This is a genomic window from Sorangiineae bacterium MSr11367, assembly GCA_037157805.1.
In the GTDB taxonomy this organism is placed as follows: Bacteria; Myxococcota_A; Polyangia; order Polyangiales; family Polyangiaceae; genus Pendulispora; species Pendulispora rubella.
This window is the reverse complement of sequence record CP089983.1, coordinates 2,929,373-2,953,787: the sequence shown is the minus strand read 5'-3', so window position 1 is coordinate 2,953,787 and position 24,415 is coordinate 2,929,373. Positions and strand designations below refer to the sequence as shown.

The window sequence follows — 24,415 nt, the reverse complement described above, 5'->3', positions numbered from 1 at the left end:
AAGAAGGATCATGGGGAATCGTCTCTACGTTGGAAATCTGTCATTCCACTCCACCGTTGATTCCGTGCGCGAAGTCTTCGCGAAAGTGGGAGAAGTGACCGACGTCCACATCGTTACGGATCGAGTGACCGGGCAATCACGCGGGTTTGGCTTCGTTACCATGGGTTCGGCCGCAGATGCCGACAAGGCCATCAAAACCTGCAACGGCATGAACGTGGACGGCCGTTCGCTTCGTGTAAACGAGGCGGAAGAGCGTCCGGCTCGTGGCGGTGGCGGCGGCGGTGGTGGCTACGGCGGCGGTGGCGGCGGTGGTGGTTACGGCGGTGGCGGCGGCGGTGGGCGTGGCGACCGCGGTGGTGACCGTGGTGGCCGCAATGGCGGCGGCGGCTCAGACCGGCGCAACCGCTGGTGAGCGCTCTTCCGTCGCAGCAGCCGGAAAACGGCGAGCCCACGGACCCGCGGCGTCGAGTCATCGAAGAAAGCGCAGCGGCCGTGGGCAAGCAGTGGGTGCGAACTTGGCGCGAATCTCTGCGCGCTGACGGTCGCCGCGTGGTTGGCGGTTGGCCGGGCACCCTCACGGAGGCGCGTGCGCGAGCCCGCGCTTACGTTACGGCAGAGCTTCGGCGACATTCGCTGGAGGCTCTCTCGCAGGCGGAATTCGAGCAGGTGGCCCGCGCCACCTACGCGTGCGCCCGCGACGAGTGGTCCTCCCAGGCGGAACCCGATCCGGACACGGATCTGGCCGCTCGCGATATTTAGCAAAAAATACCCGCATTCGAGGCGACGCGGGCGCGGCTCTACGCTAGAGAAGCGCCCGTGATTCGCCTCGATGCCATTTCAAAGCAGTACGCCGGACAGATCCTCTTCGTCGACGCCTCCCTCGCCCTCTTCCGGGGCGACAAGATCGGGCTGATTGGCCCGAACGGCTGCGGCAAGTCGACCGTCTTCCGGATGATCCTCAAGCACGAGGAGCCCGATTCCGGCCAAGTGGCCGTCGAACGCGGCGTGACCATCGGCCATTTCAGCCAAGACGTCGGCGAGATGAGCGGCACCTCCGTCGTCGGGGCCACCCTCGACGGTGCGGGCCCCATCTCCGAGGTGGCGTCGCGCCTTCGCGATCTCGAGCACAAGCTGGGCGATCCCGAACACGCCGACGACATGGAGCGCCTCATCGAGGAATTCGGTGAGGTGCAGGCCCGCTTCGAGGAACTCGGTGGCTACGCGCTCGATGCGCGTGCGCGCGAGATCCTCGCGGGCCTCGGCTTCAGCCAAGAGGTGATGGACGGCGACGTCGGCGCCCTCTCCGGCGGATGGAAGATGCGCGTGGCATTGGCCCGCATTCTCTTGATGCGGCCCGACGCGATGCTCCTCGACGAGCCCACAAACCATTTGGATATCGAATCCATTTTGTGGCTCGAGCAATTCCTCAAAGACTACGAGGGCGGGTTGATCCTCACCTCGCACGATCGCGAATTCATGAACCGCATCGTGACGAAGATTGCCGAAATCGATGGCGGCGAGCTCACCACGTTCACCGGCGACTACGAGTTCTACGTGAAGCAGCGCGCCGTGCTCGACGCGCAGGCGGAGAGCCAGTTCGAGCGGCAGAAGGCCATGCTGGCGAAGGAAGAAGCGTTCATCGCGCGCTTCAAGGCGCGCGCGAGCCATGCGGCGCAGGTGCAATCCCGCGTGAAGAAGTTGGAAAAGATCGAGCGCATCGAGCCGCCGCGGAAGCGCAAGAAGCTCTCCTTCCGTTTCAACGAGGCTCCGCGCTCGGGCGATGACGTGGCGAATCTGAATGGCGTCAAAAAGGCGTACGGAAGCAAAACCATCTACAACGGTTTCGACCTCCTGATTCGCCGCGGCGAGCGCTGGTGCGTCATGGGGGCAAACGGCGCCGGCAAATCGACCTTGCTCAAGCTGGTCGCCGGTGCGTCGAACCCCGATGGCGGAAAGGTCACGATTCCGCCAAGCGTCAAACTCGGATACTTCGCCCAGCACACGATGGAGCTACTGCAGCCCACGGACACGGTTTGGGAGTCGCTGGTGAGCAAGTTTCCCCATGCGTCCATCGGGTCGCTGCGCACGTTGGCCGGCGTCTTCGGCTTTTCGGGCGACGACGTGGAGAAGCCTTGCCGCATTCTGTCTGGCGGCGAGAAAGCGCGGCTCGTGCTCGCGCAAATGCTCTACGATCCGCCGAACTTCCTCGTGCTCGACGAGCCGACGAACCATCTCGACATCGACACGAAGGAGATGCTCATCGACGCCCTGTCGGAGTACGCCGGCACGATGCTCTTCGTCTCGCACGATCGCCACGTGCTTCGCGCCGTTTCGAATCGCGTGCTCGAGCTGACGCCCGACGGCGTGCACAAGTACGGTGGCGGATACACGGAGTACGTGGCCCAAACCGGACGCGAAGCGCCAGGCATGCGCTCTTAGTCGTAACGAAGGCGCCAATCGACCCTCGCCAGGAAATGTTGTGACGGAATGAGCGTGGCCATCCCGAGTCATGGGTATGGTCAAATCATTCTTCCTCGGGGGGACCCTTCTCACGCTGGGTCTGGTGTCGGCATGCAGCGCATCTTCGGAGAGCGGGGAGGGCGCGAGCGCCGAGGCTCGCTCCGACGCGCTCGCGACGGTGGCCGCTACGCTGACGCCGTCCAATCTGCCTGCGGATGCGTGCAACACGCCGGGGGCCAAGGACTTCACGGGCGGTCGCCTCCCCGAGGCGTGTGACGCGGTGGTCCATCAGACTGGGGCGCCGGATATTTGCGTGTACAAGTTCGCAAATGTCTCGGGCAACATCGAGCGAGGCAACGTCGAGTATGAGCTCATCGCGGTGGTGGCAACCCACGCGATGCAACTGGGTTCGTACACGGTGCCGTTTGCCTTCGGTCAGCGCGAGGGCCAAGGCTGGGGGCAATCAGGCCAGCCGTTCTGCGGCGGCAGCGGTGGTGGCTACGGTACCGCGGGAGGCGGCCCGGCCGGCGGCGCAGCGTTCGGCGCAGAGACCGCGATTCCGCTCCACACGGGCGGTTACGGCGGCTTTGGCGAGGGTGGCGGAGGCTCGCCGCAAGTGGCGGGTGGCATGGGCGCTTCGGCGGTCCAATTCGTATCGTGTGGCGAGCTGACGATCACCGGTTCGGTACTTGCCAACGGTGAACGAGGCGGCATGGGAGGCCCGGGCGGTGCCGGGGGCGGGGGCGGCGGCGCCGGTGGAACGATCCTGATCGAAGCCACCAAGGTGACGGCCCAAGCAGGCAGCGTGCTGCAGGCCAACGGCGGCGACGGTGGAGCCGGCGGTAGCGGCGCAGGAGCTTCGGGCGGAACGAGCAGCTCGGCGCCGGGGGCCGCAACGTGCGGCGATCCCTCGGGCGGCGGTGCGGGCGGCGCGGTGGGGAGGATCCGCATCAACGTGGCCGCGGGAACGCAGCCGGAGCTGCTCGGGACCGTGAGCCCCGCGCCGTCGATCGGGACGATTGCGACACACTGACGCGAAGCCGTGACGGAAGTCCGGCGGTGGCCCCAATACGAGATATGCGCCACGCATTCGCCATTGGGGCTGCGACCCTCGCATGGGTCGTGGTTGCCGCGTGCAGTTCGTCGAACGACGAGAACAACGGGCAGCAGTCGGACCGCACGAACACGTCCGACGCGTCCCTGGACGGTCGCGTCGCGACCGATGCTCCGGCAACGAGCGATGCCTCCGACGGGGACGTCGTTCATGCCTCCGACGCCGCCGTCGAAGAACCCTGCGATGCAGGGATGGAATGCCCACTCGGCTGCCGCGCGGGGCGATGTTTGGTCCTCACGCCGTCCAATCTCCCACCGGACATCTGCGACACGCCGGGAACGAAGGACTTCACGGGCGGTCGGCTTCCCGACGAACCCGACGCCGTGATCCACCAAATCGAAGGACCGGATATCTACCTCTACAAGTTTGCCAACGTTTCGGGCGACTTCAACCGTCAGAACGTGGCCATCGTCGCGACCAAATCCATGCGATTGGGCTCTTCCCCATCCGGCGGCGACTACTACTTACCCCCATCCCATCCCGGTAAAGGAAAACAAGTGGATTGGACATGCGGCGGAGGTGGTGGCGGGCACGGGACGCCGGGAGGTCCCCATGTGACATCGCATGGAACGTACACCGCCCAAGCCTACGGATCCGAGACCGGTATTCCATTGCTGCCCGGTGCAGAGGGCGCCATGACGGTCGACTACGAGCAGGGGGGCGGGATCCCGGGAGGATACGGAGGACGCGCGCTGCAACTCGTTTCGTGCGGAACGCTCACCATCACGGGCCACGTCAGCGCGGATGGCCTTGCACCTGAGCTTGGGAGTTGGCGCACCTCCGGGGGGGGTGGGGGAAGCGGCGGAACGATCGTCATCGAAGCCGCGAGCATTTCGGTGAGCGCCTCCGGTTCGGTGACCTCCAATGGCGGACCGGGTCTCGGGGGAATGAGTCGCGACGGGTTCATTCCAGGGGGTGCAGGAGGCACGGCAAACTCACCGCCAGCGGCGAGCACCTGCGGCACCGGAGAACTCGCCTGGACCGATGCAGGTATGCAATTCTTTGATGTGGGAGCGGGTGCCGGTGGCGCGGTGGGCCGCATTCGCATCAACGTGCGCGCGGGCACGCAGCCCGAGCTCCTCGGCAGCGTCAGCCCCCTGCCATCGATTGGCGCCGTCGCCACGCACTAGGCCCAACGCAGGGAAGAAATTCGCCGCGTTTGCGTAGAAGACGCCAGCGCATGGGCATGCTCCTTTTCGGTCAGCAAGAGACGGTGACGTGCATCGTGGATGTCGAAATCCACGGTCAGCACGACGAGCCGCTTTGCCTGGCGTACAAGACCAGTGTCTTTCACGCCGGCGCCGGCGTGTACTTTCGTGACGACGGGTACGTTCTCAAGCCGCGCAACAGCGCCAAGGAGGTCTACTACCCCCTCACGCAGGACGACATTCTTCTGCATCAGGGGGAAGGCAGCCTGCCGACTCCCCTGCCCGCGTACTCGATTCCTGCCTTCGAGTACGTCTGGGGCTATTTTCTTTGGATTGTCATCGCGGCCGTCATCCTTTGGGAAATCGGCAAGAAGAGGTGGCAGGCCCGCACGTTGCGCCGTCTTCAAAGCGAACTTGCGCAGGAGCCGCCGCGCCAAGGCGGGCCGAGTCTTCGCACCGATGCGGATCAGTTCATCTATGCGAGCGTGAAACCGCTCTTACGCCAGGGTGAGCAGGTGCTCCACCAGGCGTACGCACTCGACCGGTACAACGGTTCGGCGGGATATTTCGGCGCGCTGTTGGCGCGCGGGATGTTCGTGGCCTTGACGACGCAGCGCCTTTTGTTCTTTCCCTCGAAGCATCGCTTTCGCGGGGTCGTGCTGCAAACCACGGGATCCGAGGCCATCGAGCTGCAGCATGTTCAAAGCGTCGGACTCGATGGCAACGTACCGCTCGTCTATTTGACCAACGGCGACATGAAGCCCATCGTCGTTCCCCTCGGCGAAAGCGCGCTATCGAATCAGCGCGACTTCATTCGCGGCCTCCTCGAACTCGGCGATTCACGCGCTGCGGCCTAGAGCTGCGGCAGTTGGTCGAGCGAGGTGAAGACGCGCTTTCCCTCGCGCCTGGCCTGCGCCACCATTTCGTCGGCGCCGGCCGAGGGGCCGCCGATGCGAAGGACGGCATCGCAGTGTGCGAGGAGGCGTCGCGCGAAGGGGTGAAACACTTCGTCGAAGGCCGCGTCGCCCACGCAGGTGGAGCCGGCCAGTTCGCACAACGGCAAGGCGAGCGCCTCCCCCGTCACGGGCATGTGGCCTGCGCGGTACACGTCGAGCGCGGCCCGGTTCATCGCCTCGACGTTGTCGGCCAGCTTGCGAAGATCGTCCTGGGTACCCGAACGGTATGGGCCGGCGACCAAGATCAACAGCGGTTCATTCGACATAGGCGTACTCCCTTTCTAAGCAAGAACGACTTCGACGCCGGCCTTGCGAATGGCGGCAAGCGTTTCCTCGGCCTGATCGTCGCCCTCAACGACAGAGTCGGTGACGAAGGTGTCGACGGCATCGAGCGGGGCGACCCGCGCAAACGCGCGCACACCGAGTTTGCTCCCATCGGCGACGACGATGGTGCGCGCGGCGCGGCGAAGGCCGTGCTGCTTCACCGTGCCATCCTCGATGGAGAATTCGGACCAGCCGAGCTCGCGGTGCACGGCGCCGATGGACATGAGGAAGCAGTCGAACCAGAGCTCCTCGAGCATGCGCAAGGTGAGCGGGCCCACAAGGCTGCGTTCGCCCGGTCGTGATTCGCCGCCCAACACGAGCAAGCGGATGCCTGGCTGATCGGCCAAGCGCTCGGCGGCCTGCAGGCTGAGCACAGCGACGGTGAGCGGCGCCTTGGCGACGAGCAGACTGGCCATGGCCGCGGTGGTGGTGCCCGCATCGAGCAGCACCGTTTGCCCGGGTTGAATGCGCTCGATGGCGACCGCCCCGATGCGACGCTTGATGGCGAGCTGCCAGCGCTCGCGTGCGGCGAAGCCCGACTGCTCTTCCGGCATGGCCAGCGAGACGGCCCCGCCGTGCACCCGACGAACGAGGCCTTGGCGTTGAAGCTCGTCGAGATCGCGCCGCACGGTCATCGCCGAAACGCCCAGCCGCTCCGTGAGCTCGGTGAGCGAAATGCGCCCAGCGTTTCGGACCAAACGCAACGTGAGATCGAGGCGGTTTTCAGCGGCCACGGTGCATTTCTACCACAATGATGTGCGTTTTGTTAATTATTTGGTAGGTTCCATATCACCCATGAACGAGCATCCGCGCGTGCGCATCCAGAAGGTCGAAGTGCTCTCCGACGACTGGTACGTCCTCAAGAAGACGACCTTCGAGTACCTGCGGGCCGACGGCACCTGGCAGCGACAGAGCCGTGAGACGTACGACCGCGGCAACGGTGCCGTCGTCCTCCTTTACAACCGCGAGAAGAAGACGGTCGTGCTCATTCGGCAATTTCGTTTTCCGGCCTTCGTAAACGGCTTGGCCGACGGCTTGCTCATCGAAGCGTGCGCCGGTCTGCTCGACCGCGACGATGCCGAGACGTGCGTCAAACGCGAGGCCGAGGAAGAAACCGGCTACCGCGTGGAGCACGTTCGCAAAGTCTTCGAGGTGTACATGAGCCCCGGCTCGGTCACCGAGAAGCTCTACTTCTTCGTCGCCGAGTACGATGCCCGAAGCCGCGTCGCCCAAGGCGGGGGCGATGCCACCGAGGCCGAAGACATCGAGGTCCTCGAACTCCGCCTGGACGACGCGTTGCACATGATCGACCGTGGCGACATCGTCGACGCCAAGACGATCATGCTGCTGCAGTATGCAAAGCTACATCGGCTCGTGGATTGATTTACGGGTAGGCCAGCTCCCCGCGGTTCCACCCGGCGAGCGACGCCCCCGCGTCGTACGTGCCCTCGGCGAATTGGAGAATCATGTGCGCCGGATCGGCCGAGGTGCGTACCCTCTCGTAGGGCAAAAGGAACTCGCGGCGTTTCTCGTCGAAATAGGCACCCCCCACGTCGACGGGGTATTTGGTGAGCCCCGCGGGCTCGGGCACCGTGTGCGAATAGAACACGGCGTCGAGTGCCCGTTGGTCGCTCGAGCCCCACGCATCGCCCGGCCAGAAGCCGAACGAGATGCTCTCCTCGTCGTACCGATCCCGCAGAACGCGCGGTCCCGGCGGTGACGGAATGCGCCAACCGTTGAAGCGCGTCACCACCAAGTCGAACTGGCCCCAGAAGAACTGCACGGGACTGCACTTCCCCCGGAAACGCGAGCGGAATGTCTCGAGCACCGAGGCAACGCGGCGCAGCACCTGGAAGAACGCAGCCGCATCGTCGGGCAGGTACGTGTGATGCTCCGAGTCACGTGAAAACGGCATGGTCATCGGGATCCCGCACGCCGTTTGCCGGATGGCGACCTCGATGCCAAGCCCCACCAGAATGCGATTCAACTCGCGGTAGAAGTCCGAGACCGGCAACGCCGGCACCAACGCCAACGTCCGCACGCGCCCGTCACAATCCGAGATTTCCAGCTCGTGCCGGATGAAGTCGAACGCCATCTCGAAGGTGCGCTCGCCGACCAAACCGGGCTGCGGCACCGGCCCGGTACGAAGCCCGCGCGTGCTCACGTAAAAGGGCACATTCCACCATTGGTTCGTCTTCGGCGTCTGCGCGAGTTTGATCTTGCCGACGATCTGCGCGTAGAGATGCAGCGTGCGGTACGTCTCACGCCATCGATCGATGTGCAGCGCCGGCCACGACATCGCGCGCGCGGGCCGGCGATCGAGCGCGGGCGCCCGGCCGTCCAACTGCGAATGCATGGTGGCCATCAGCGATGATGCCTACCGAGCCGCCGCGGACCTTCATGGGCCATTTGCCATGTTGCAATCGACGAAGCGACAGCCACCGAGGCCGTTGCGAGCGCCACGACGATGGCGAGTTGGACGGTGAGACCGCTGCCAGCGAGGCCAATGGCCAAAGCCACGAGCGAGACGACGGCCGCAGAAATCGCAATGCCGAGCATGGACCACCTCGGTTCTTTCTGACCCTGATGAGCGCGTCGAAGGAGGGATACGCTCCGGGCGCCAGAGACAATGTGGGTAACCACCTTGCCGTCCGCAACCGCTTCCGCGCGAAATGTACTCGTGGTCCGCAGGGTCTAATGCCTGTGCAGCGCGAGCTTCTCGATGGCACGCATGTGCCGATGAACCTCTTCCGGGTTCATGTAGATCGCAAGAGCCTGGCGAATCGCAGGAATCGCCCGCGCGAGATCCGCGGGCGTGGACAGCGAAGCATGCACCCCGGCGCGCAGGCATGCGCGGCGAATCACCTCGGGCGCGATCAACAGCGCGAGCCCGCTCGTGGCGACCACGGCGTCGAACAACGTCCCGTTTTGGCTGTCGAGTTGCATTGCCGTTGCCCTCTTAACGACATGACCCCCTTCGCGAGCCGTCTAACCGATGCCCCCGGCGACGATCGCGTTGCAGCGGCCCCGATGCCTATCATTGGCATGGCGAAGCGGGAAAATTCACAGCGTGAATTCTCCCGCCATCAACATGGGTCCATGTAGTCGAGCAGACAACCCTCTACGCGCAACTACGAACTGTGCTCGATGCGCTTCTCGGTTTTCGCGTCGAAGAGCGTCAGGCGGCTCGGATCGAACTGCAGCCACGCGGTGTCACCGGAATGGCCCGCGTACGCTGCGCCGCCGCGCGCCGTCACACGTTCGCCGCCGATTTCGACCATGACCCACGTCTCGGCACCCATCGGCTCCACGACGTACACCTTGCCCGTCGGTGCATCCGGCGGCGGTGTTCCGGTACCTACGGAGATGTCCTCGGGACGAATGCCCACGAGCACGTCGCGCCCGCCGGAAAGGCGTCGCACGGCTTCTTCGCAACGCAGCGTCTTCGCCTTCACCATGTTGATCTTCGGAGAACCGAGGAAGTTCGCCACGAACACGTTGGAGGGCCGCGCGTAAATCTCCTTCGGCGGCGCGAGCTGCTGCACGATGCCTTTGTGCAGCACCACCACGCGATCCGAGAGGGTCATCGCCTCGGCCTGATCGTGTGTCACGTAGATGAAGGTGGCCTTCAAGTCCTCGTGCAGCTTCTTCAGCTCGGCGCGCATTTGATTGCGGAGCGCTGCGTCGAGGTTGCTGAGCGGCTCGTCGAACAAGCAGAGCTTCGGTTTGCGCACGAGCGCGCGCCCCAAGGCGACGCGCTGACGTTGACCGCCGGACAGTTCCTTCGGTTTGCGATTCAGCAAACCGTCGATGCCGAGGCGCTCGGCCGTCTCCTTCACGCGCGACTCGATCGTCTTGGGGTCGAGTTTGGCCACCTCGAGCGGGAAGGCCATGTTGCGGCGCACGTCCATGTGCGGGTAGAGCGCGTAGCTCTGGAAGACCATGGCCACGTCCCGGTCCTTTGGAGACCAGTCGTTGACCACTTGTCCGTCGATGCGAATCGTCCCCGACGTAGCCTCCTCGAGGCCGGCGATCAGGTTCATCGTCGTCGATTTGCCGCAGCCCGAGGGCCCGACCAACGTGACGAATTCGCCGTCGGCGATGTCCACGTCGATGCCTTTTACGACCTCGACGCCGCCCGGATAGGTCTTCTTCAGATTTTCCAGTGTTACGGATGCCACGGTTACCCCTTTACCGCGCCAGCGGTGAGACCAGCGACGATCTTGCGTTGAAAGAACATGGTGACGACGATGAGCGGCAGCGTCGCGATGACGGATGCCGCCGCGATCTCACCCCAAGGCTCTTTGTGTTCGCCCGCGAAGAGGCTAATCGCCACCGGAATGGTTCGCTTTTCCGGCGTTGATATGAACGTAAGTGCGTAGAGGAATTCGTTCCACGAGAAGATGAAGACGAGAATGGCCGTGGTGGCCAATCCAGGGGCCGCGAGGGGCAAGAGCACCTTGCGGAAAGCTTGAAACGGACTGCACCCGTCCACGCGTGCTGCGCGGTAAAGCTCGTCGGGGATGTCCTCGAAGAAGCCGGTGAGGATCCACAACGTGAGCGGCAGTGCGAACGTGGTGTACGGGATGATGAGCGACGTCAGGTTGTCGAGCAACCCCACGTTGCGAATGATGAGGTACAGAGGGCTCACCGTCGCAATCGGCGGAAACATGGAGACCGCGAGCGATGCAAAGAGCAGCACCTTGCGCCCGCGGAATTCGAGCTTGGCCAGCGCGAAGGCCGCCGAGGCGCCCACCGCGAGGCAGAAGAGCGTGGTGATGACCGCCACGATCACGCTGTTCAAGATGACTTGCCCGAACGGCCTTCCGTGAAAGGCACCCGTGTAGCTCTCGAAGGTCATCGTGCTGGGCAGGCCCAGGCTGGTCAACTCGCTCTCGGGGCGAATCGACGTGATCATCTGCCACACGAACGGACCGGCGCAAAACGTAATGGCCGAAATGAGGCCAAACCAAAGTGCTGCCTTCTTCATTATGCGCCCTTCCCTCTCTCCACACCGAGCACCTTGAGATAGACGAGGCTGATCCCCATCACGCACATGAACGTCACGACCGACAGCGTCGAGCCGTAACCAAAGTCACCCACGCGCATCAGCGTCTTGTACGCATAGATGGACAACGTCTCCGTGGTGTTCGCCGGGCCGCCCTCGGTGAGGACGTACACCGCGTCGAACACGCGCGAAGCATCCAGGGTGCGGAAGATCAAGGTGACGACGATGGTGTTGCGCAGCAGCGGCAACGTGATGGAGACGAACTGACGAATCGTCCCCGCACCGTCGACCTGCGCCGCCTTGTAGATATCCTGCGGAATGGTCTGCAGGCCGGCGAGCAAGAGAAGCGCGACGAAGGGCGTCGTCTTCCACACGTCGACCAAGATGGCCGCGTGCATGGCATAGCCCGGCATGCCGAGCCAGTTCACGTCATGACCGGGGAGCAAGTGCGTGACCAATCCGTATTCCGGATTGAAGAGCCACGCCCACAGCTTCGCCGAAACGACGGTGGGGATGGCCCACGGCACCAGGATGGCCGCACGCAGCAGGCTGCGCCCGGGGAATGCCGCATTGAGGATCAGCGCGAATCCGAGACCGAGCACCAGCTCGATGGCCACGGCCACCGCCGCGAAGTACGCGGTGTTGCTGAGCGCCGACCAGAAACGCGGATCGCTGAGAAGGAATCCGTAGTTGCCCAGACCGACGAATGTCTCCTCGTGGAAGACGAGGATCATGCGGTGGAGGCTGAGCCACATGGTGGCGAGAATGGGATAGAACGCGACGACCACCAGAATGACGACCGCCGGCAGCACCATCAATTGTGCCTGGCGGCGATCGGACTGGCCTGCGTGCTTCTTCTTCGCGTTGTCGAACGGGGCGTCACCGCTCTTGCGAAGGCCGGAATGTTCCGGGGTCAACTTCGGGGTTAGGCTCCCGCGGTCCAAGTTCTCGGCGTGCTTCGCTGTCATGACCCACCCTGCGTAACGTGGTCGAGGAACTTCTGCGCGCGATCCAAGGCCGACTCGGGCGTGCGAATGCCCGAAACGACCGCGGAAAACTCGCTCTGCAATACGTCGGACAGCATGCCGTAATACGGCGTGACCGGACGCGGCTTCGCGTTCTCCAGCACGGGCAGGAGATCCACGATGAACGGAGCTTCCTTGCGCAGGCCCTCGTCTTTGTAGGCATCCTTGCGCGAGGGATTTCGGCCGTAGTGAATGGCCAGGGCGACCTCGGCTTTCTTCGAGGTCATGTATTTCATGAATTTGACGGCGGCCTCGCGGCGCCAGCTCGGCGTGAAGGCGTTGAGCGCGAGCTGCCATCCACCGAGTGCGCCGTGCCCCGGCTCGCCATTGACGGTGGGCAAGGTGGTGAATCCGACTTTGCCCTTGATGGGCGAATCCGGCTTTTGCGCCTCACCCCATGCGTAAGGCCAATTGCGCATGAATACCGCTTTTCCATCTTGGAACGTGCGGCGCGCCTCTTCCTCGCCGGCGGAGGTGACCGACGGCGGCGAGATGCCCTCGGTAAACAGCTTTCGCTCGTAGGTGAGCGCGGCGCGTGCTTCCTTGGTGTCCACCGTCACGCGCTTGCCCTGCATCGACTCGCCGCCGAAGCCCCAAATGGCCTCGTAGGTGTCGCACACCAGGCCTTCGTATTGGCGGCCTTGCCACACGTAACCATAAAGCGACGGGTCTTTTTGCTTGGCCGCCTTGGCGAATTGGACCAATTCGTCGAAGGTCTTCGGCGCCCGCGGCACCAGGTCGGTGCGATAATAGAGAAGGCCCGCGTCCACGTACCACGGGAGCGCATAGGTCTTTCCTTCGACGGTTACCGCCTCGGCTGGGCCGGGGAGGAAATCGCGTTTGACGCCATCGGGCGGGAAGGTGTCGGAGATGTCCGCAATCCACCCCGCGCGGGCAAATTCTGGCACCCAGACGACGTCCGCGATGAAAACGTCGTATTCGCGCGTTTTCCCTTCCAGCGACGTAAGGAAATACTGGTGTACGGCGTCCGACGCATTCGGAAGGACTTCCGTCACCAGATCGATATCGGGATTCTCTTGCGAGAAGCCCGCGAGCAATTGCCGAAACGGTTCTGGCTCGCCCCACATCGGTTGGTGTTTGAACACCACCCGAATCTTCCCGGGCGGCTTCGCCGGCTCATTCGCGCCTGCAGCGCCTCCGCCCCCGGTGTGACATGCGGCCAGACAGACCAAACCCACCAGCGTGAGAATACGCATCACGCCGCAGCCCGCCTTGTGCATCGTATAGCCTCCGACATCGTCTCGTACGGTACTGCAAGTCATACGATGGCGAAGACAACAATCGCCGCACACGGGAATAAAATGAATGACCTATTGCGTCATTCATTCTTTCCCGTGTGTTTGATTGAGATGGAGATGCGACTGCTGGGAACTACGAATTCACGCTGTTCCAGAAAACATTCAGTTATGCGCGTCCACTGGATTGGCGCCCTCGGCGCGATACCGAGTCGATGACCACAGCCGCAAGCAAGACGGCGCCGGTGATCATGAATTGAACGGAGGAGTCGAGCTGCACGAGGTACATGCCGTTGGAAATCGAGCCGATGACCAGCATACCCAGCAGCGCCGAATACGTGCTTCCGCGCCCGCCGAAGAGGCTCGTTCCACCGATGACGGCGGCGGCGATCGCATTGAGGAGTTCGTTGTTACCGCCCGAGCTTTGATTGACCGCGAAGAGGCGCGATGCCGCCATCACGCCACCGGCAGCGCCCATGGTGGAGGAGAGCACGTACACCGAAATACGCACCAAGCGCACGTTGATGCCGGCGCGGCTGGCTGCCTCGGCGTTGCCGCCGACGGCGAAGATCATGCGGCCGTAACGCGTACGGCGAAGGATCCAATCGAAGGCGGCCACGAAGCCGATGAAGAGCACGAGGGCCAGCGGAAGCCCCTCGGCCTGGTTCAGCACGTAAACCGCAACGAAGATGGCGACGCCGATGAGCAGTGCGCGGATGACCGATTCGGAGATCGGGCGCGAGGGCAGCCCAGCCTTCGCACGCCGGCGCGAGGCGGCCATGTCGAGCAGCAGGTACACCGCGACAATCACGGCGCCGATGGCGAAGCCCACCGCGTGCGGAAAGAAGGTGTGCGTCAACATGGCGACGCCGCCTTCGTACGGCAGGTTGATCGTGCCCTCTTTGCCGAGCACGTAAAGCTGGAGGCCCTGCCAGCCGATGAGACCGGCCAACGTGACGATGAACGATGGAACGCCGACCCGCGCGAAGAAGAAGCCGTGGATGGCGCCAACGATCGCGCCGGCGACCAGCGCCGCCAGGATGGCCACCCCGGCGGACATACCCTGGTTGACGTTGAGGACCGCCAACACCGCGCCCGTGAGACCGCTGACCGAGCCCACGGCCAGATCGATCTCGCCCAGCAAAAGGACGAGGACGATGCCGACCGAGATGGTGCCGGTGGCCGCGATCTGCAGGGCCAGGTTCGACAGGTTTTGCGGCGAGAGGAAGTTCTCGTTCAGCGAATAGAACGTCACCCAAATGATGACGAGACCGATGGCGACGGGCAGCGCCCCGAGATCGCCTCCCTTGAGGCGACGCTGAAAGTCTTCGATGTAGCCTTTGACGCCGCTCTCACGAACGAGCAGGCGCGGGTCGACGGCGGCGGGGGCGGCGGAACTGGAGTCTTTCACTTCGGTGCTCATGCTTTTGCTTCCTCGCCTTCGGCCTTGCGAGACGTACGGGCCTGGCGGCGCGCGACAACGTTGTCTTGTGCACCGGTGATGGCGGCGACGATTTGTTCGTGCGTCACGTCCGCGACGCGGAAGTTACCGCCGTTCTTGCCGAGGCGCAGAACGACGACGCGATCGGCCACCGCGCGAACATCGGCCAGGTTGTGGCTGATGAGGATGACGCCGAGCCCCTGCTCGCGCAGCCGCTCGATGAGGTCGAGCACTTGCGCGGTTTGCTCCACGCCCAAGGCGGCGGTGGGCTCGTCGAGCAGCACGATCTTGGGCTGCCCCAGGAGCGAACGCGCAATGGCCACCGATTGCCGCTGTCCACCGGAGAGCGAGGCGATGGCAATGCGCACGCTCGGAATCTTGACGGAGAGTGTGCGCAAAAGCTCACGCGCACGCTTTTCCATTTCGATTTCGTCGAGCACACCGCCGGCACCGAGCTCGCGTCCGAGAAACAGATTCCCGACGACGTCGAGATTGTCGCAGAGGGCGAGATCTTGAAACACCGTGGCGATGCCAAGCGTTTGCGCGTCATGTGGACGCGTGATGTGCGTGGGTTTGCCTTCCCAGGTAATCGTTCCGCCGTCGGGCGTGATGACGCCGCTAATGACCTTGATCAAGGTCGATTTGCCCGCGCCGTTGTCTCCGACCAGCGCGACGACCTCACCGGCATCGACCTTCAAGTCGACATCGGTGAGCGCCTGCACGGCGCCGAAGCGTTTGGATATCCCACGTAGTTCGAGAACGGTCGTCATCGTGTCATCACCACCGCGGTTATTCCCCGCTCCCCCTCCCGCTCCCTCTCCCGAATTTTCAACCGAGTGGACTCGGCGAAAGCTCGAGAGGGGGAGCGGGAGCGAGAGCGAGAAGATGCAAACGAATCTAGTTCAGAGAACGCCCGCAGTCTTGCACGCGGCCGCGAAGGTCCCGGTGCAGATTTGCGGTGCGGTGTAGAAGTTATCCTTAACGACGGTGTCTTTGACGTTCTCTTTCGTCACGACCTCGGCGTCGAGCAGAACCGATGGGACGTCCTTCGTCCCGTTGTTGATGGGGACGGTTTTTTGCTCGGTGTAGGGTTTGCCCTGCGCCATGGAGTAGGCCATTTCGGCGGCGACGATGGCCTCCTTCTTGATGGCCTTGTACACGGTCATGTACTGCTGTCCCGCCACGATGCGTTGGATGGCTGCGAGCTCCGCGTCCTGGCCCGTAACGGGCGGAAGGTCGGCAAAGCCTGCACCCTTCATGGCGGCAATCGCGCCCGACGCGGTGCCGTCGTTCGCACAATAGACGCCAATGATGTTCTTCTTGCCGATCGCGGTGATGGCCTGATCCATCTCCTTCTGCGCGACGTCGGGGCTCCAATCGGGGGTGTCGTACTCCTGCCCGATGTTGACCTGTCCATCGAGCACCGAGTGCATGCCCTTCTTGAAGGAGGCCGCATTCGGATCCGTGGGGGAGCCGTTGATCACGACGACCTTGCCGCGCTTCGGATCGCCGCCCTTTTTGAGCGCGGCGAGGAGCGATTCACCCTGCAGACGGCCCACGCGCTCGTTGTCGAATGAAACGTGATAATCGGCCGGGCCCTGCGAGAGGCGCTCGTAGGCGAGCACCGGCACGTTCGCCGACTTGGCCTTGGCCACGATGGCGCCAGCGGCCTTCGCGTCGACCGCGTCGATGACCAGGACTTTCACCCCGTTCGTGAGCATCGATTCGGCCTGCGCCTGCTGTTTGTCTGCCTTCTGGTCGGCATTTTGATAAAGGACTTCGCACTTCGGGCAGATTTGCTTGAGGCGCTCCACGAAGAAGGGCTTGTCCGCGGCCTCGTAGCGCGCGGTCTTCGTCTCGGGGAGCAACAGCCCGATTTTGAGCGCGCCCTCTTCCGCGGGCTTGGCCGCGGACGCGGTGGACGCGGTCGACGACGAGGACGACCCAGGCTGGCTACCCTGGTCCTTGTTGCAAGCGAAAAGGCCGGTAGCAATCACCAAAGAGCCGATGAGACCAAGATTGCGACATGCGATAGCTTTCACGGAACCCTCCTTGGCGATCGCGCGGCATTGTCCGCGAGACGGACGTTTTCACGCGCGAGGTTCACCAATTTGGGAGCGTACGATAGACGATGGATCGCTCCCGTGAACAACGAACAGCGCCCCAAGCACTCGCCGGAGGACGATTTTTTGGTCGGGTATCATCATTGGATGAATGACGCGCTGCGCAATTAACCCGCGCCTCTCGTGACGCCGATTTAAAGAGGCGAGCTCTTGAGAGTGATTTTCACTTGCGATACTAGCCAACGGATGAAGATCCGTCTTACCTCGATTGGACTTGCCGTAGCCCTCACCTTAGGCACCGCCATCGCGGCGTGCAGCAGCGACGACAGCCCCGGGGCCCCGCCGGCCGGCAACGACGCGGGCGACAGCGGCAAGGGCGATGGAGGCACGGGCGCGGTCACCGCCGCGGACGTGGTGAAGAACTACGCCACGATCGTCCACGAGAACTACGAGGACTCGATCGCGCAGGCGAAGAAGCTGCAGACCGCCGTGGACGCGTTCCTCGCGGCACCGTCGCAGGCGACGCTCGATGACGCACGCAAGGCCTGGACGCAGGCACGCCCCTCGTATGGACAAAGCGAAGCTTTCCGCTTCTACGGCGGCCCCATCGATGCGGACAACACGGGTCCTGAAGGTGCGATCAACGGCTGGCCGCTCGACGAGGCCTACATCGATTACGTGTTGAAAGACCCCGCGCACCCCGAGCAGGGCGAACTCAAAGGGGGCATCATCAACACGAACACGGGCGAAGCGATCACGAAAGAATCGATTGCTGCGAAGAACGAGCAAGGCGGGGAGAAGAACCTCTCCACCGGGTGGCACGCGATCGAGTTCCTCCTCTGGGGACAGGATCTGAGCACCACGGGCCCCGGCAACCGCCCATACACGGACTACGTTACGGGCACCGGCGGAACGCACGACAACCAGCAGCGTCGCCGCGATTACCTCAAGGCCGCCGTCGATCTTCTCGTCGATGACCTCGAGAGCGTCGAGGTGCAGTGGCACACCGATACGGCGGACACGTACGCGTCGAAGTTCATTGCGGGCGATACCAACGCCGCGCTCACGAGCATCATCAAGGGTCTCGGAAGCCTGAGCGGCGCCGAGCTCTCGAAAGAGCGCATGAACAATGCCTACGAGACCAAGGATCAAGAGGAAGAGCACTCCTGCTTCAGCGACACCACGCTTCAGGATTTGACGGCCAATGCCAAGGGCATTGAAAATGTGTACCTCGGCCGATACGGAAACATCGATGGCGCGGGCCTCGACGATCTGGTGAAGGCCAAGGATGCCGCGCTGGATGCGAAGGTGAAGCAGCAGCTGGCCGCGTCGCTTGACGCGATCGCCGCCATACCGGCACCGTTCGACCAGGCCATCACGAACGATGCGGCGCGTCCGAAGGTCAAGGCCGCCATCGATTCGCTCGGGGAGTTGACCAAGTCGATCGTGAAGGTTGCCACGACGTTGGGGCTCACGATCAACATCGAGTAGCGTACCCTGCGAATTCTGCGTGTCCGCAGGGAGTAGTTGAGGTAGGTGAATGGCCGAGATGATGCGCTTTCTGGATCGTCGCCGTCCGTTGGTTGGACTTGGCGTGCTCTCGGCCATTTCGCTCGTGTGGGCGTGCAGCTCGTCGTCCGGCGGCGATCCACCCCCCACCGTCGACGCGGGGACGGATGCCGGCATCGAGCCGGGGGCCGAGCTGCTCGGCGGCGAGACGACCATCGTCGACAGCACCAGCAACGCCTTCACCTTTGCGGCACGCAATCTGGATGACGACGCGCGCGGTGCGTTTGCGCTGGGTGACCACTTTTTCAACCGCAATTGGGTGACCGCCCCCGCGTCGGCCTCGGGCAACGATGGCCTGGGGCCCACGTTCAACGCGACGTCGTGCTCGGCGTGCCATTTCAAGGATGGCCCGGGTCGGCCGCCGACGTCGAACGACGAGAAGTTTCTCGGCCTGCTGATTCGATTGAGCATCCCCGGGCAAGACGCCCACGGCGGTCCGCTCGACGAGCCGAATTACGGCGGGCAATTCAACCACCAGGCCATCCTCAACGTGCCCTCGGAAGGCACCTCCAGCGTGTCCTACGTCGAGGTTCCGGGCACCTACGCCGATGGGGAGGCGTACAGTTTGCGCCGGCCGGAGTACAAGCTCGAGGGCGCCTTCGGTCCCTTCGCGTCCAGCATGATGACATCGCCGCGCGTCGCGCCGGCCATGATCGGGCTCGGCCTCCTGCAGGCCATCTCGGAGGAGACGCTCTCCGCGCTGGCGGACGAGAACGATCGCGATGGCGACGGCATTTCGGGCCGGCCGAACCACGTGTGGAACATCCGCGCGCAGAAAGCGACGGTGGGCCGATTCGGGTGGAAGGCGAACCAGCCGACCATCGAGCAGCAGAGCGCCGGTGCCTTCCAGGGCGACATCGGCATCACGTCGGAGCTCGATCCCAACGAGAATTGCCCCGCCGCGCAGACGGCCTGCAAAGCGGCGCCTTCGGGCGGTACGCCCACAGATGGGGGCCCGCACGAGCCGGAGTTGTCGAACCAAAAGCTCGATGCGGTCACCCGTTATGGGATGACCGTCGCCGTGCCCGCACGCCGCAATTGGACCGATCCGGTGGTGCGCGAGGGCGAGCAAGCCCTTGCGCAGGCGAAGTGCACCTCGTGCCACGTCGCCAAGGTTCGAACGGGCGTGCTCGACGGGTATCCGGCGCTGTCGAACCAGACCATCCGGCCTTTTACGGACTTGCTGCTCCACGACATGGGGCCGGAGCTCGCCGATGGCCGGCCCGATTTCGAGGCCACGGGTACGGAATGGCGCACGTCCCCGCTGTGGGGCATCGGCTTGACGCAGGTGGTGAGCAGGCACTCCTTTTTCCTGCACGATGGTCGCGCCCGTGGCTTCGCCGAGGCGATTCTCTGGCACGGGGGCGAGGCCGCGGCCTCGAGGGAGGCGTTCCGAACCATGCCGAAAGTTCAGCGAGAAGCCCTCATCAAATTCCTCGAGTCGCTGTAAAAGAGCATGAGTCATGCATAGACGGTCTTACCTCGCCCTTCTCTTCATCCTTTCCGCGTGCGGCAGCAGCGGCAGCGGCAACAACTCGAACCCGCCGCCCTCGGACACGAAGCCTGTTCTCGCGGATGTGACCACCGACGTCATCCTGCCGACGTACCGCACGCTCGACACCGACGCGGGCAACCTGCGCGACGCCGCCGAGGCCCTGCGCACAGCGCCCAGCGCAGATGCGTTGGCGAAGACGCAGACGGCGTGGCGGGCGGCGCGCAAGGCCTGGCGCAAGTCGGACGCGTTCCGCTTTGGGCCCGTGGAGGCCAAGGAAATTACGGCGGCCGTCGACTACTGGCCGGCGAGGCCGGCGACCATCGACTCGATCATCAACGGCGCAGACGCCATCACGCCCGAATCGTTCGACAAGCTGGGCGCGAACGTGAAGGGCTTCATGGCGCTCGAATACCTGCTCTTCGACAATGCAGGGGCTGGCGACGCGGGCATCCTCGCCAAGCTGACCACCGAGGCCGGTGCGGAACGGCGACGTCTGTACGTTGCGACGGCCGCGGGCAACTTGAAGGCGAAAACAGCGGAGCTCTACAAGTCCTGGGATCCCGCCGGGGAAAACTTTGCGGCGGAGCTCTCCAATGCGGGCTCCAGCAGCGCGTCGTATCCGTCGGCCAAATCGGCGATCGATCAATTGGTCAACAAAGCGGTGGTCGCCGGCGACACCGTTGCAGGCAACAAGATTGCGAAGCCGTTCGGCAAGCGAAGTGGCGGCGTCGTTCAGCCCGATCAAGAAGAGACGCCGCGCAGCGACAACTCGCTGGCCGACATGCTGGCCACCCTCGAAGGGGTGCAGGCCGTCTACGACGGGACCAACGGCAAAGGCATCACGACCCTCGTGAAGGCCAAAAATGCGGCCCTCGATGATCGGATGCATGCGGCGCTGACCGATGCGCAGGCCAAAGTGCAGGCCGTTCCGGCGCCGTTCCGCACCTCGCTCACCGGGCAAGCGGCCGCGGTCGACGCGTCGTACGAGGCCGTGCGCGGGATGAAGAACTTGATGGGCACCGAGGTGGCCGGCGCGCTCGGGACTGCGCTGCAGTTCAACGACAACGATGGCGATTGAGAAACGCATCGCCGGCGTTGGCCTCGCCGCGGTGCATCTCGTCTGGGCGGGTCCCTTGCTCGCGCAAGCGGCCCCGCCCACCGAGGAAGTACGCGTGCACGGCGACGCGGCGGACAATTTGGAGCGCGCCTCCGGCTCGGGATCGCGCGTCTCGGAAACGGATATGCGGCGCGCGCAGCCTCAGAGCGCCGGTGAGATGTTGCGCCGCGTGCCCGGCCTGGTGATCCGCCAGGAAGATCCGATGGGGCTGCGCCTCAATTTGGGTGTGCGCGGGTTGAGCCCGACGCGCGGGCGCCTGGTGTTGGTCGAGGAAGACGGCGTGCCGGTGGTGGTGAGCCCCTACGGCGAGCCCGAGCTCTATTACTCGACGCCGGTGGAACGGATTCAGAACATCGATGTCATCAAGGGACACGATGTTCTGCTCTACGGCCCGCAGACCGTGGGCGGCGTAGTGCAGTTTCACACGTGGGCGCCGCCGACCCGCGAAGAGTGGAACGTCGAGGGAACGTACGGCGAGCGCAATTTCGGCAAGGCGCTCGCGCGCTACGGGAACACCGCCGCGGGCGGCGACGTGCGCTACGTGGTGCAGGCGTTCCGCAAGCAGGGCGACGGCTTCCGCAACATGCCATTCGAGCAGACGGACGTCATGGGCAAGGTGGCCTTCGCCACCGGCCGCGATGGCGAGGCCACCTTGAAGCTGGTGGCCTACGACGAGCTTTCGCACACGACTTACGTGGGCCTGACGGAGCCGCTCTACCGCGCCGACCCGCGGCAGGACACCGTGGCACCGGACGACACCTTCGGGATCCGGCGCTACGAGGCTTCGCTGCGGCACGAGCAACGCCTCGGCGAGCACACGAAGCTGAACACGCTGCTCTTCGCGTACACGATGAACATGGGCCTGCGGCAGCAGGACTTCGATCGCACCAAGGTGCAAGGCACGGAGTACGTGCGCATTCTCGGGCCACAGGGCATCGACGGCGCGGGCCTGTACTTCAAAAAGACGTCGCAGATCCGCGAACGCAATTACAACGTGGTCGGCGTCGAACCGCGCGTGGAACACCATTTTCACACCGGCCCCATCGCGCACAAGCTCGTCCTGGGCGGGCGTATGATGTTCGACTCCGCGCGCCGCCGCGCCTTTGCCGCAGGCTCACCCACGGCGGACACCGGCGATCTGCTCACCGACGACACGACGAGCATCCTCGGCCTCGCGGCCTACGGCGAAGACCGCATCGCCTTTCGAAACGACCTGTTGGTCACACCGGGCGTTCGCGTCGAACATGCGATCAGCAAACGCTATTCGAAGCGCATTTACGAGGGTGGCGTGGTCAGCGACGTCGACCTCGAGGGCAGCTCCACGTCCACGGGCGTGATGCCGGGCATCGGGATGATCTACGGCAAGCCGTCGTTCAACCTTTTCGGCGGGCTGCATAGTGGCTATTCGCCGCCACGCATCAGTCAATCGATTACGCCGACGGGGCAGGACGTGGGCCTGTCCGCGGAGCGAAGCATCAATTGGGAGCTGGGAGCGCGCGTGCGGCCGCTGCGCTGGGCGCGGCTCGAAGCGTCGGGATTCCTCACCAACTTCGACAACCAGCTCATTTCGAACAATACGCTGAGCGGAAGCGCCGCCGAGTTCAAAAACGGCGGAAAGACGCGGCACCTCGGCACCGAGCTTACGGCGATTGCCCAGATCGGCCGCGGGCTGAAGCTGCCCGTGGACGTGGACATCGCTGCACAATACACGTGGTCGCGCTCGACCTTCGTCGGCGGCCTGTACGACGGCAACTTCGTTCCCTATGCGCCGCAGCACCTTTTGACGGCGACGTTGGACGTGGAGCACAAAAGCGGTTTCGGCGGACAAGCCACGTTCGGCTACGTCGGCTCGCAATTCGCCGACGAGACGAACACCGTGGAGGCCGAGATCTCCGGACGCGCCGGCGAGATCCCCTCGTACCGCACCCTGGACTTGGGCGCGCGCTACCGGCATGAGCCCACCGGTTTGTCGGCGCTGCTCACCATCAAGAACGTGCTCGACGACGTGTACCTCTCGGGGCGCCTTCCCAACGGCATCTTCACCAATGGCTTTCGCCAGGTGTTCGTGACGTTGAAATGGTCGGGGCCGGGCTCGTGAAAGAGCGGCTCGGGGTAGTCGACCGGGCCGCCGATATCGCATCGCTGGCGGCGTTTCGCATCGTGTTCGGCCTTTCCATGGCCTTCTCGGTGGGGCGCTTCTTCGCGCACGGATGGATACCCGAGTACTATTTCGTGCCAAAGCACTTTTTTCATTATTACGGCTTCGAGTGGGTGCGCCCTTGGCCCGGGTTTCTCATGTATGCGCACTACGCCATCATGGGCATGGCCGCGCTCGCGGTTGCGGTGGGCGTGGCGTACCGGGCGAGCGCCATCGTCTTTTTTCTATTTTTTACGTATGCGCACCTCATCGACAAGACGAACTATCTAAATCATTACTATTTGGTGAGCTGCCTGGCGCTGCTCATGATCTTTTTGCCGCTGGATCGAGCCGCATCGGTGCGGACGTGGAGGCGCCCTGATGACTCGTGGGATCGCGTGCCCGCGTGGATGCTCTCATTGGTACGCTTTCAAGTCGGCGTAGTCTACGTGTTCGGCGGCATTGCCAAATTGAAAAGCGATTGGCTGGTCCATGCCGAGCCGCTGACCATCTGGCTCGGGGCCAATCAGGAATTCCCCATCATCGGACCATGGTTTCGCTACAAGGAATTCGCGCTGGGCTTCAGTTGGGCCGGGGCGGCGTTCGATCTGACCGTGGTTCCTTTCCTACTATGGAGGAGGAGCCGGCCCTTTGCGTATACCGCGGCCGTCGCGTTCCACGTGATCACGGCGCGCTTATTTCAATTGGGGATGTTCCCCTGGATCATGATGGGTTCCGCGTTGATCTTCTTCGACGCGAGCTGGCCCCGACGCGCCTTGGAGCGCCTGGGTATCTTGCGCCCATCCGCCGGCGAGCCGGCGACCTTGCCGGTGCTTCCGCCCTGGGGACGTGCGCTCACGGGTATTTATGTTGCGTGGCACGTGCTGGTGCCGCTTCGCCATTGGCTCTACCCGGGCAACGTTCTCTGGACGGAGCAAGGCTACCGCTTCGCGTGGAACGTCATGCTCATGGAAAAGAATGGTGCCGTCGATGTCACGGTGGTGGATCCCGCGAGTGGGCGCAAGTGGACGGTCTATCCCACCGATTACCTAACTCGATATCAGAGCAAGATGATGTCCACGCAGCCCGATATGATCCTCGAGTTCTCACATGTCGTCGCAGACGACTTCGCGCGCCGCGGCCATCCGGGGGTCGAGGTCCATGTCGAGGCTCTCGTCGCCATGAATGGGCGCCCTGCGCGACCTCTCGTGGACACGCGCGTCGACTTGGCAAAAGAGAAAGAGGGCTTTGGCGCAAAGCGATGGATTCTACCGTTCGACGAGACACCGCCCGAAATGTAAA

The 24,415-nt window shown here is 63.8% G+C and carries 23 protein-coding genes and 1 pseudogene; 11 read left to right on the top strand and 13 right to left on the bottom strand.

The window, feature by feature from the left end; genetic code table 11:
• Positions 1 to 10 precede the first annotated feature (10 nt).
• The 3 genes from LVJ94_11895 to LVJ94_11885 are packed head-to-tail and all read left to right on the top strand — an operon-like array spanning position 11 to position 2,439.
• Complete coding sequence (locus tag LVJ94_11895; protein ID WXB07931.1) at positions 11 to 412, top strand: RNA-binding protein; 402 nt, start codon at positions 11 to 13, stop codon at positions 410 to 412.
• Positions 409 to 759 (top strand): hypothetical protein, encoded by a 351-nt coding sequence (locus tag LVJ94_11890; protein WXB07930.1) that lies wholly within the window; start codon positions 409 to 411, stop codon positions 757 to 759. The genes LVJ94_11895 and LVJ94_11890 overlap by 4 nt, the downstream gene beginning before the upstream one ends.
• 57 nt (positions 760 to 816) lie before the next feature.
• On the top strand, positions 817 to 2,439 hold the full coding sequence (locus LVJ94_11885) for an ATP-binding cassette domain-containing protein (protein WXB07929.1): 1,623 nt from the start codon (positions 817 to 819) through the stop codon (positions 2,437 to 2,439).
• Between the two features lie 726 nt (positions 2,440 to 3,165).
• Here LVJ94_11885 and LVJ94_11880 read toward each other — a convergent pair.
• Positions 3,166 to 3,327, bottom strand: a pseudogene (locus LVJ94_11880) (response regulator).
• A gap of 210 nt (positions 3,328 to 3,537) precedes the next feature.
• Here LVJ94_11880 and LVJ94_11875 point away from each other — a divergent pair.
• Complete coding sequence (locus LVJ94_11875; protein WXB07928.1) at positions 3,538 to 4,704, top strand: hypothetical protein; 1,167 nt, start codon at positions 3,538 to 3,540, stop codon at positions 4,702 to 4,704.
• A gap of 50 nt (positions 4,705 to 4,754) precedes the next feature.
• Positions 4,755 to 5,579: a hypothetical protein gene (locus LVJ94_11870; protein WXB07927.1), complete on the top strand. Its 825-nt coding sequence runs from the start codon at positions 4,755 to 4,757 to the stop codon at positions 5,577 to 5,579.
• Here the strand turns inward: LVJ94_11870 and LVJ94_11865 are convergent.
• Together LVJ94_11865 and LVJ94_11860 are read right to left on the bottom strand one after the other, a co-directional pair.
• Positions 5,576 to 5,944, bottom strand: a complete 369-nt coding sequence (locus tag LVJ94_11865) for a DUF4406 domain-containing protein (protein ID WXB07926.1) — start codon at positions 5,942 to 5,944, stop codon at positions 5,576 to 5,578. The genes LVJ94_11870 and LVJ94_11865 overlap by 4 nt on opposite strands.
• Before the next feature lie 15 nt (positions 5,945 to 5,959).
• Positions 5,960 to 6,736, bottom strand: coding sequence for a DeoR/GlpR family DNA-binding transcription regulator (locus tag LVJ94_11860; protein ID WXB07925.1), 777 nt, complete (start codon positions 6,734 to 6,736; stop codon positions 5,960 to 5,962).
• Positions 6,737 to 6,797: 61 nt separating this feature from the next.
• Here LVJ94_11860 and nudK point away from each other — a divergent pair, with 61 nt between their 5' ends.
• Positions 6,798 to 7,385, top strand: a complete 588-nt coding sequence (gene nudK / locus LVJ94_11855; GenBank protein ID WXB07924.1) for a GDP-mannose pyrophosphatase NudK — start codon at positions 6,798 to 6,800, stop codon at positions 7,383 to 7,385.
• Position 7,386: 1 nt separating this feature from the next.
• On the opposite strand, the gene LVJ94_11850 is transcribed toward nudK, so the two are convergent.
• The 10 genes from LVJ94_11850 to LVJ94_11805 form a co-directional block, all read right to left on the bottom strand.
• Positions 7,387 to 8,367 (bottom strand): DUF5996 family protein, encoded by a 981-nt coding sequence (locus LVJ94_11850; protein ID WXB07923.1) that lies wholly within the window; start codon positions 8,365 to 8,367, stop codon positions 7,387 to 7,389.
• On the bottom strand, positions 8,367 to 8,561 hold the full coding sequence (locus LVJ94_11845) for a hypothetical protein (protein ID WXB07922.1): 195 nt from the start codon (positions 8,559 to 8,561) through the stop codon (positions 8,367 to 8,369). The genes LVJ94_11850 and LVJ94_11845 overlap by 1 nt, the downstream gene beginning before the upstream one ends.
• A 135-nt stretch (positions 8,562 to 8,696) precedes the next feature.
• Positions 8,697 to 8,948 (bottom strand): hypothetical protein, encoded by a 252-nt coding sequence (locus LVJ94_11840; protein WXB07921.1) that lies wholly within the window; start codon positions 8,946 to 8,948, stop codon positions 8,697 to 8,699.
• A gap of 185 nt (positions 8,949 to 9,133) precedes the next feature.
• On the bottom strand, positions 9,134 to 10,183 hold the full coding sequence (locus LVJ94_11835) for an ABC transporter ATP-binding protein (GenBank protein WXB07920.1): 1,050 nt from the start codon (positions 10,181 to 10,183) through the stop codon (positions 9,134 to 9,136).
• Positions 10,184 to 10,185: 2 nt separating this feature from the next.
• Positions 10,186 to 10,992, bottom strand: a complete 807-nt coding sequence (locus LVJ94_11830) for a carbohydrate ABC transporter permease (protein WXB07919.1) — start codon at positions 10,990 to 10,992, stop codon at positions 10,186 to 10,188.
• The gene (locus LVJ94_11825) at positions 10,992 to 11,825 is read right to left on the bottom strand and encodes a sugar ABC transporter permease (protein ID WXB10708.1); all 834 of its coding nucleotides are present in this window, start codon (positions 11,823 to 11,825) and stop codon (positions 10,992 to 10,994) included. The genes LVJ94_11830 and LVJ94_11825 overlap by 1 nt, the downstream gene beginning before the upstream one ends.
• 149 nt (positions 11,826 to 11,974) lie before the next feature.
• Positions 11,975 to 13,276, bottom strand: a complete 1,302-nt coding sequence (locus LVJ94_11820; protein ID WXB07918.1) for an ABC transporter substrate-binding protein — start codon at positions 13,274 to 13,276, stop codon at positions 11,975 to 11,977.
• 184 nt (positions 13,277 to 13,460) lie between these two features.
• On the bottom strand, positions 13,461 to 14,714 hold the full coding sequence (locus tag LVJ94_11815) for a sugar ABC transporter permease (protein WXB07917.1): 1,254 nt from the start codon (positions 14,712 to 14,714) through the stop codon (positions 13,461 to 13,463).
• Complete coding sequence (locus LVJ94_11810) at positions 14,711 to 15,502, bottom strand: ATP-binding cassette domain-containing protein (protein ID WXB07916.1); 792 nt, start codon at positions 15,500 to 15,502, stop codon at positions 14,711 to 14,713. The genes LVJ94_11815 and LVJ94_11810 overlap by 4 nt, the downstream gene beginning before the upstream one ends.
• Positions 15,503 to 15,634: 132 nt before the next feature.
• On the bottom strand, positions 15,635 to 16,774 hold the full coding sequence (locus LVJ94_11805; protein WXB07915.1) for a sugar ABC transporter substrate-binding protein: 1,140 nt from the start codon (positions 16,772 to 16,774) through the stop codon (positions 15,635 to 15,637).
• Positions 16,775 to 17,041: 267 nt separating this feature from the next.
• Here LVJ94_11805 and LVJ94_11800 point away from each other — a divergent pair, with 267 nt between their 5' ends.
• Genes LVJ94_11800 through LVJ94_11780 form a run of 5 tightly spaced genes read left to right on the top strand, consistent with a single transcriptional unit; the run spans position 17,042 to position 24,414 of the window.
• The gene (locus LVJ94_11800; protein WXB07914.1) at positions 17,042 to 18,286 is read left to right on the top strand and encodes an iron-regulated protein; all 1,245 of its coding nucleotides are present in this window, start codon (positions 17,042 to 17,044) and stop codon (positions 18,284 to 18,286) included.
• Between the two features lie 49 nt (positions 18,287 to 18,335).
• Complete coding sequence (locus LVJ94_11795) at positions 18,336 to 19,814, top strand: thiol oxidoreductase (protein WXB07913.1); 1,479 nt, start codon at positions 18,336 to 18,338, stop codon at positions 19,812 to 19,814.
• Positions 19,815 to 19,827: 13 nt separating this feature from the next.
• The gene (locus LVJ94_11790) at positions 19,828 to 20,937 is read left to right on the top strand and encodes an imelysin family protein (GenBank protein ID WXB07912.1); all 1,110 of its coding nucleotides are present in this window, start codon (positions 19,828 to 19,830) and stop codon (positions 20,935 to 20,937) included.
• Positions 20,927 to 23,074 carry a TonB-dependent receptor gene (locus LVJ94_11785; GenBank protein WXB07911.1) on the top strand — a complete coding sequence of 716 codons (2,148 nt, stop codon included), beginning with the start codon at positions 20,927 to 20,929 and terminating at the stop codon, positions 23,072 to 23,074. The genes LVJ94_11790 and LVJ94_11785 overlap by 11 nt, the downstream gene beginning before the upstream one ends.
• The gene (locus tag LVJ94_11780) at positions 23,071 to 24,414 is read left to right on the top strand and encodes an HTTM domain-containing protein (protein WXB07910.1); all 1,344 of its coding nucleotides are present in this window, start codon (positions 23,071 to 23,073) and stop codon (positions 24,412 to 24,414) included. The genes LVJ94_11785 and LVJ94_11780 overlap by 4 nt, the downstream gene beginning before the upstream one ends.
• Position 24,415: the final 1 nt, after the last annotated feature.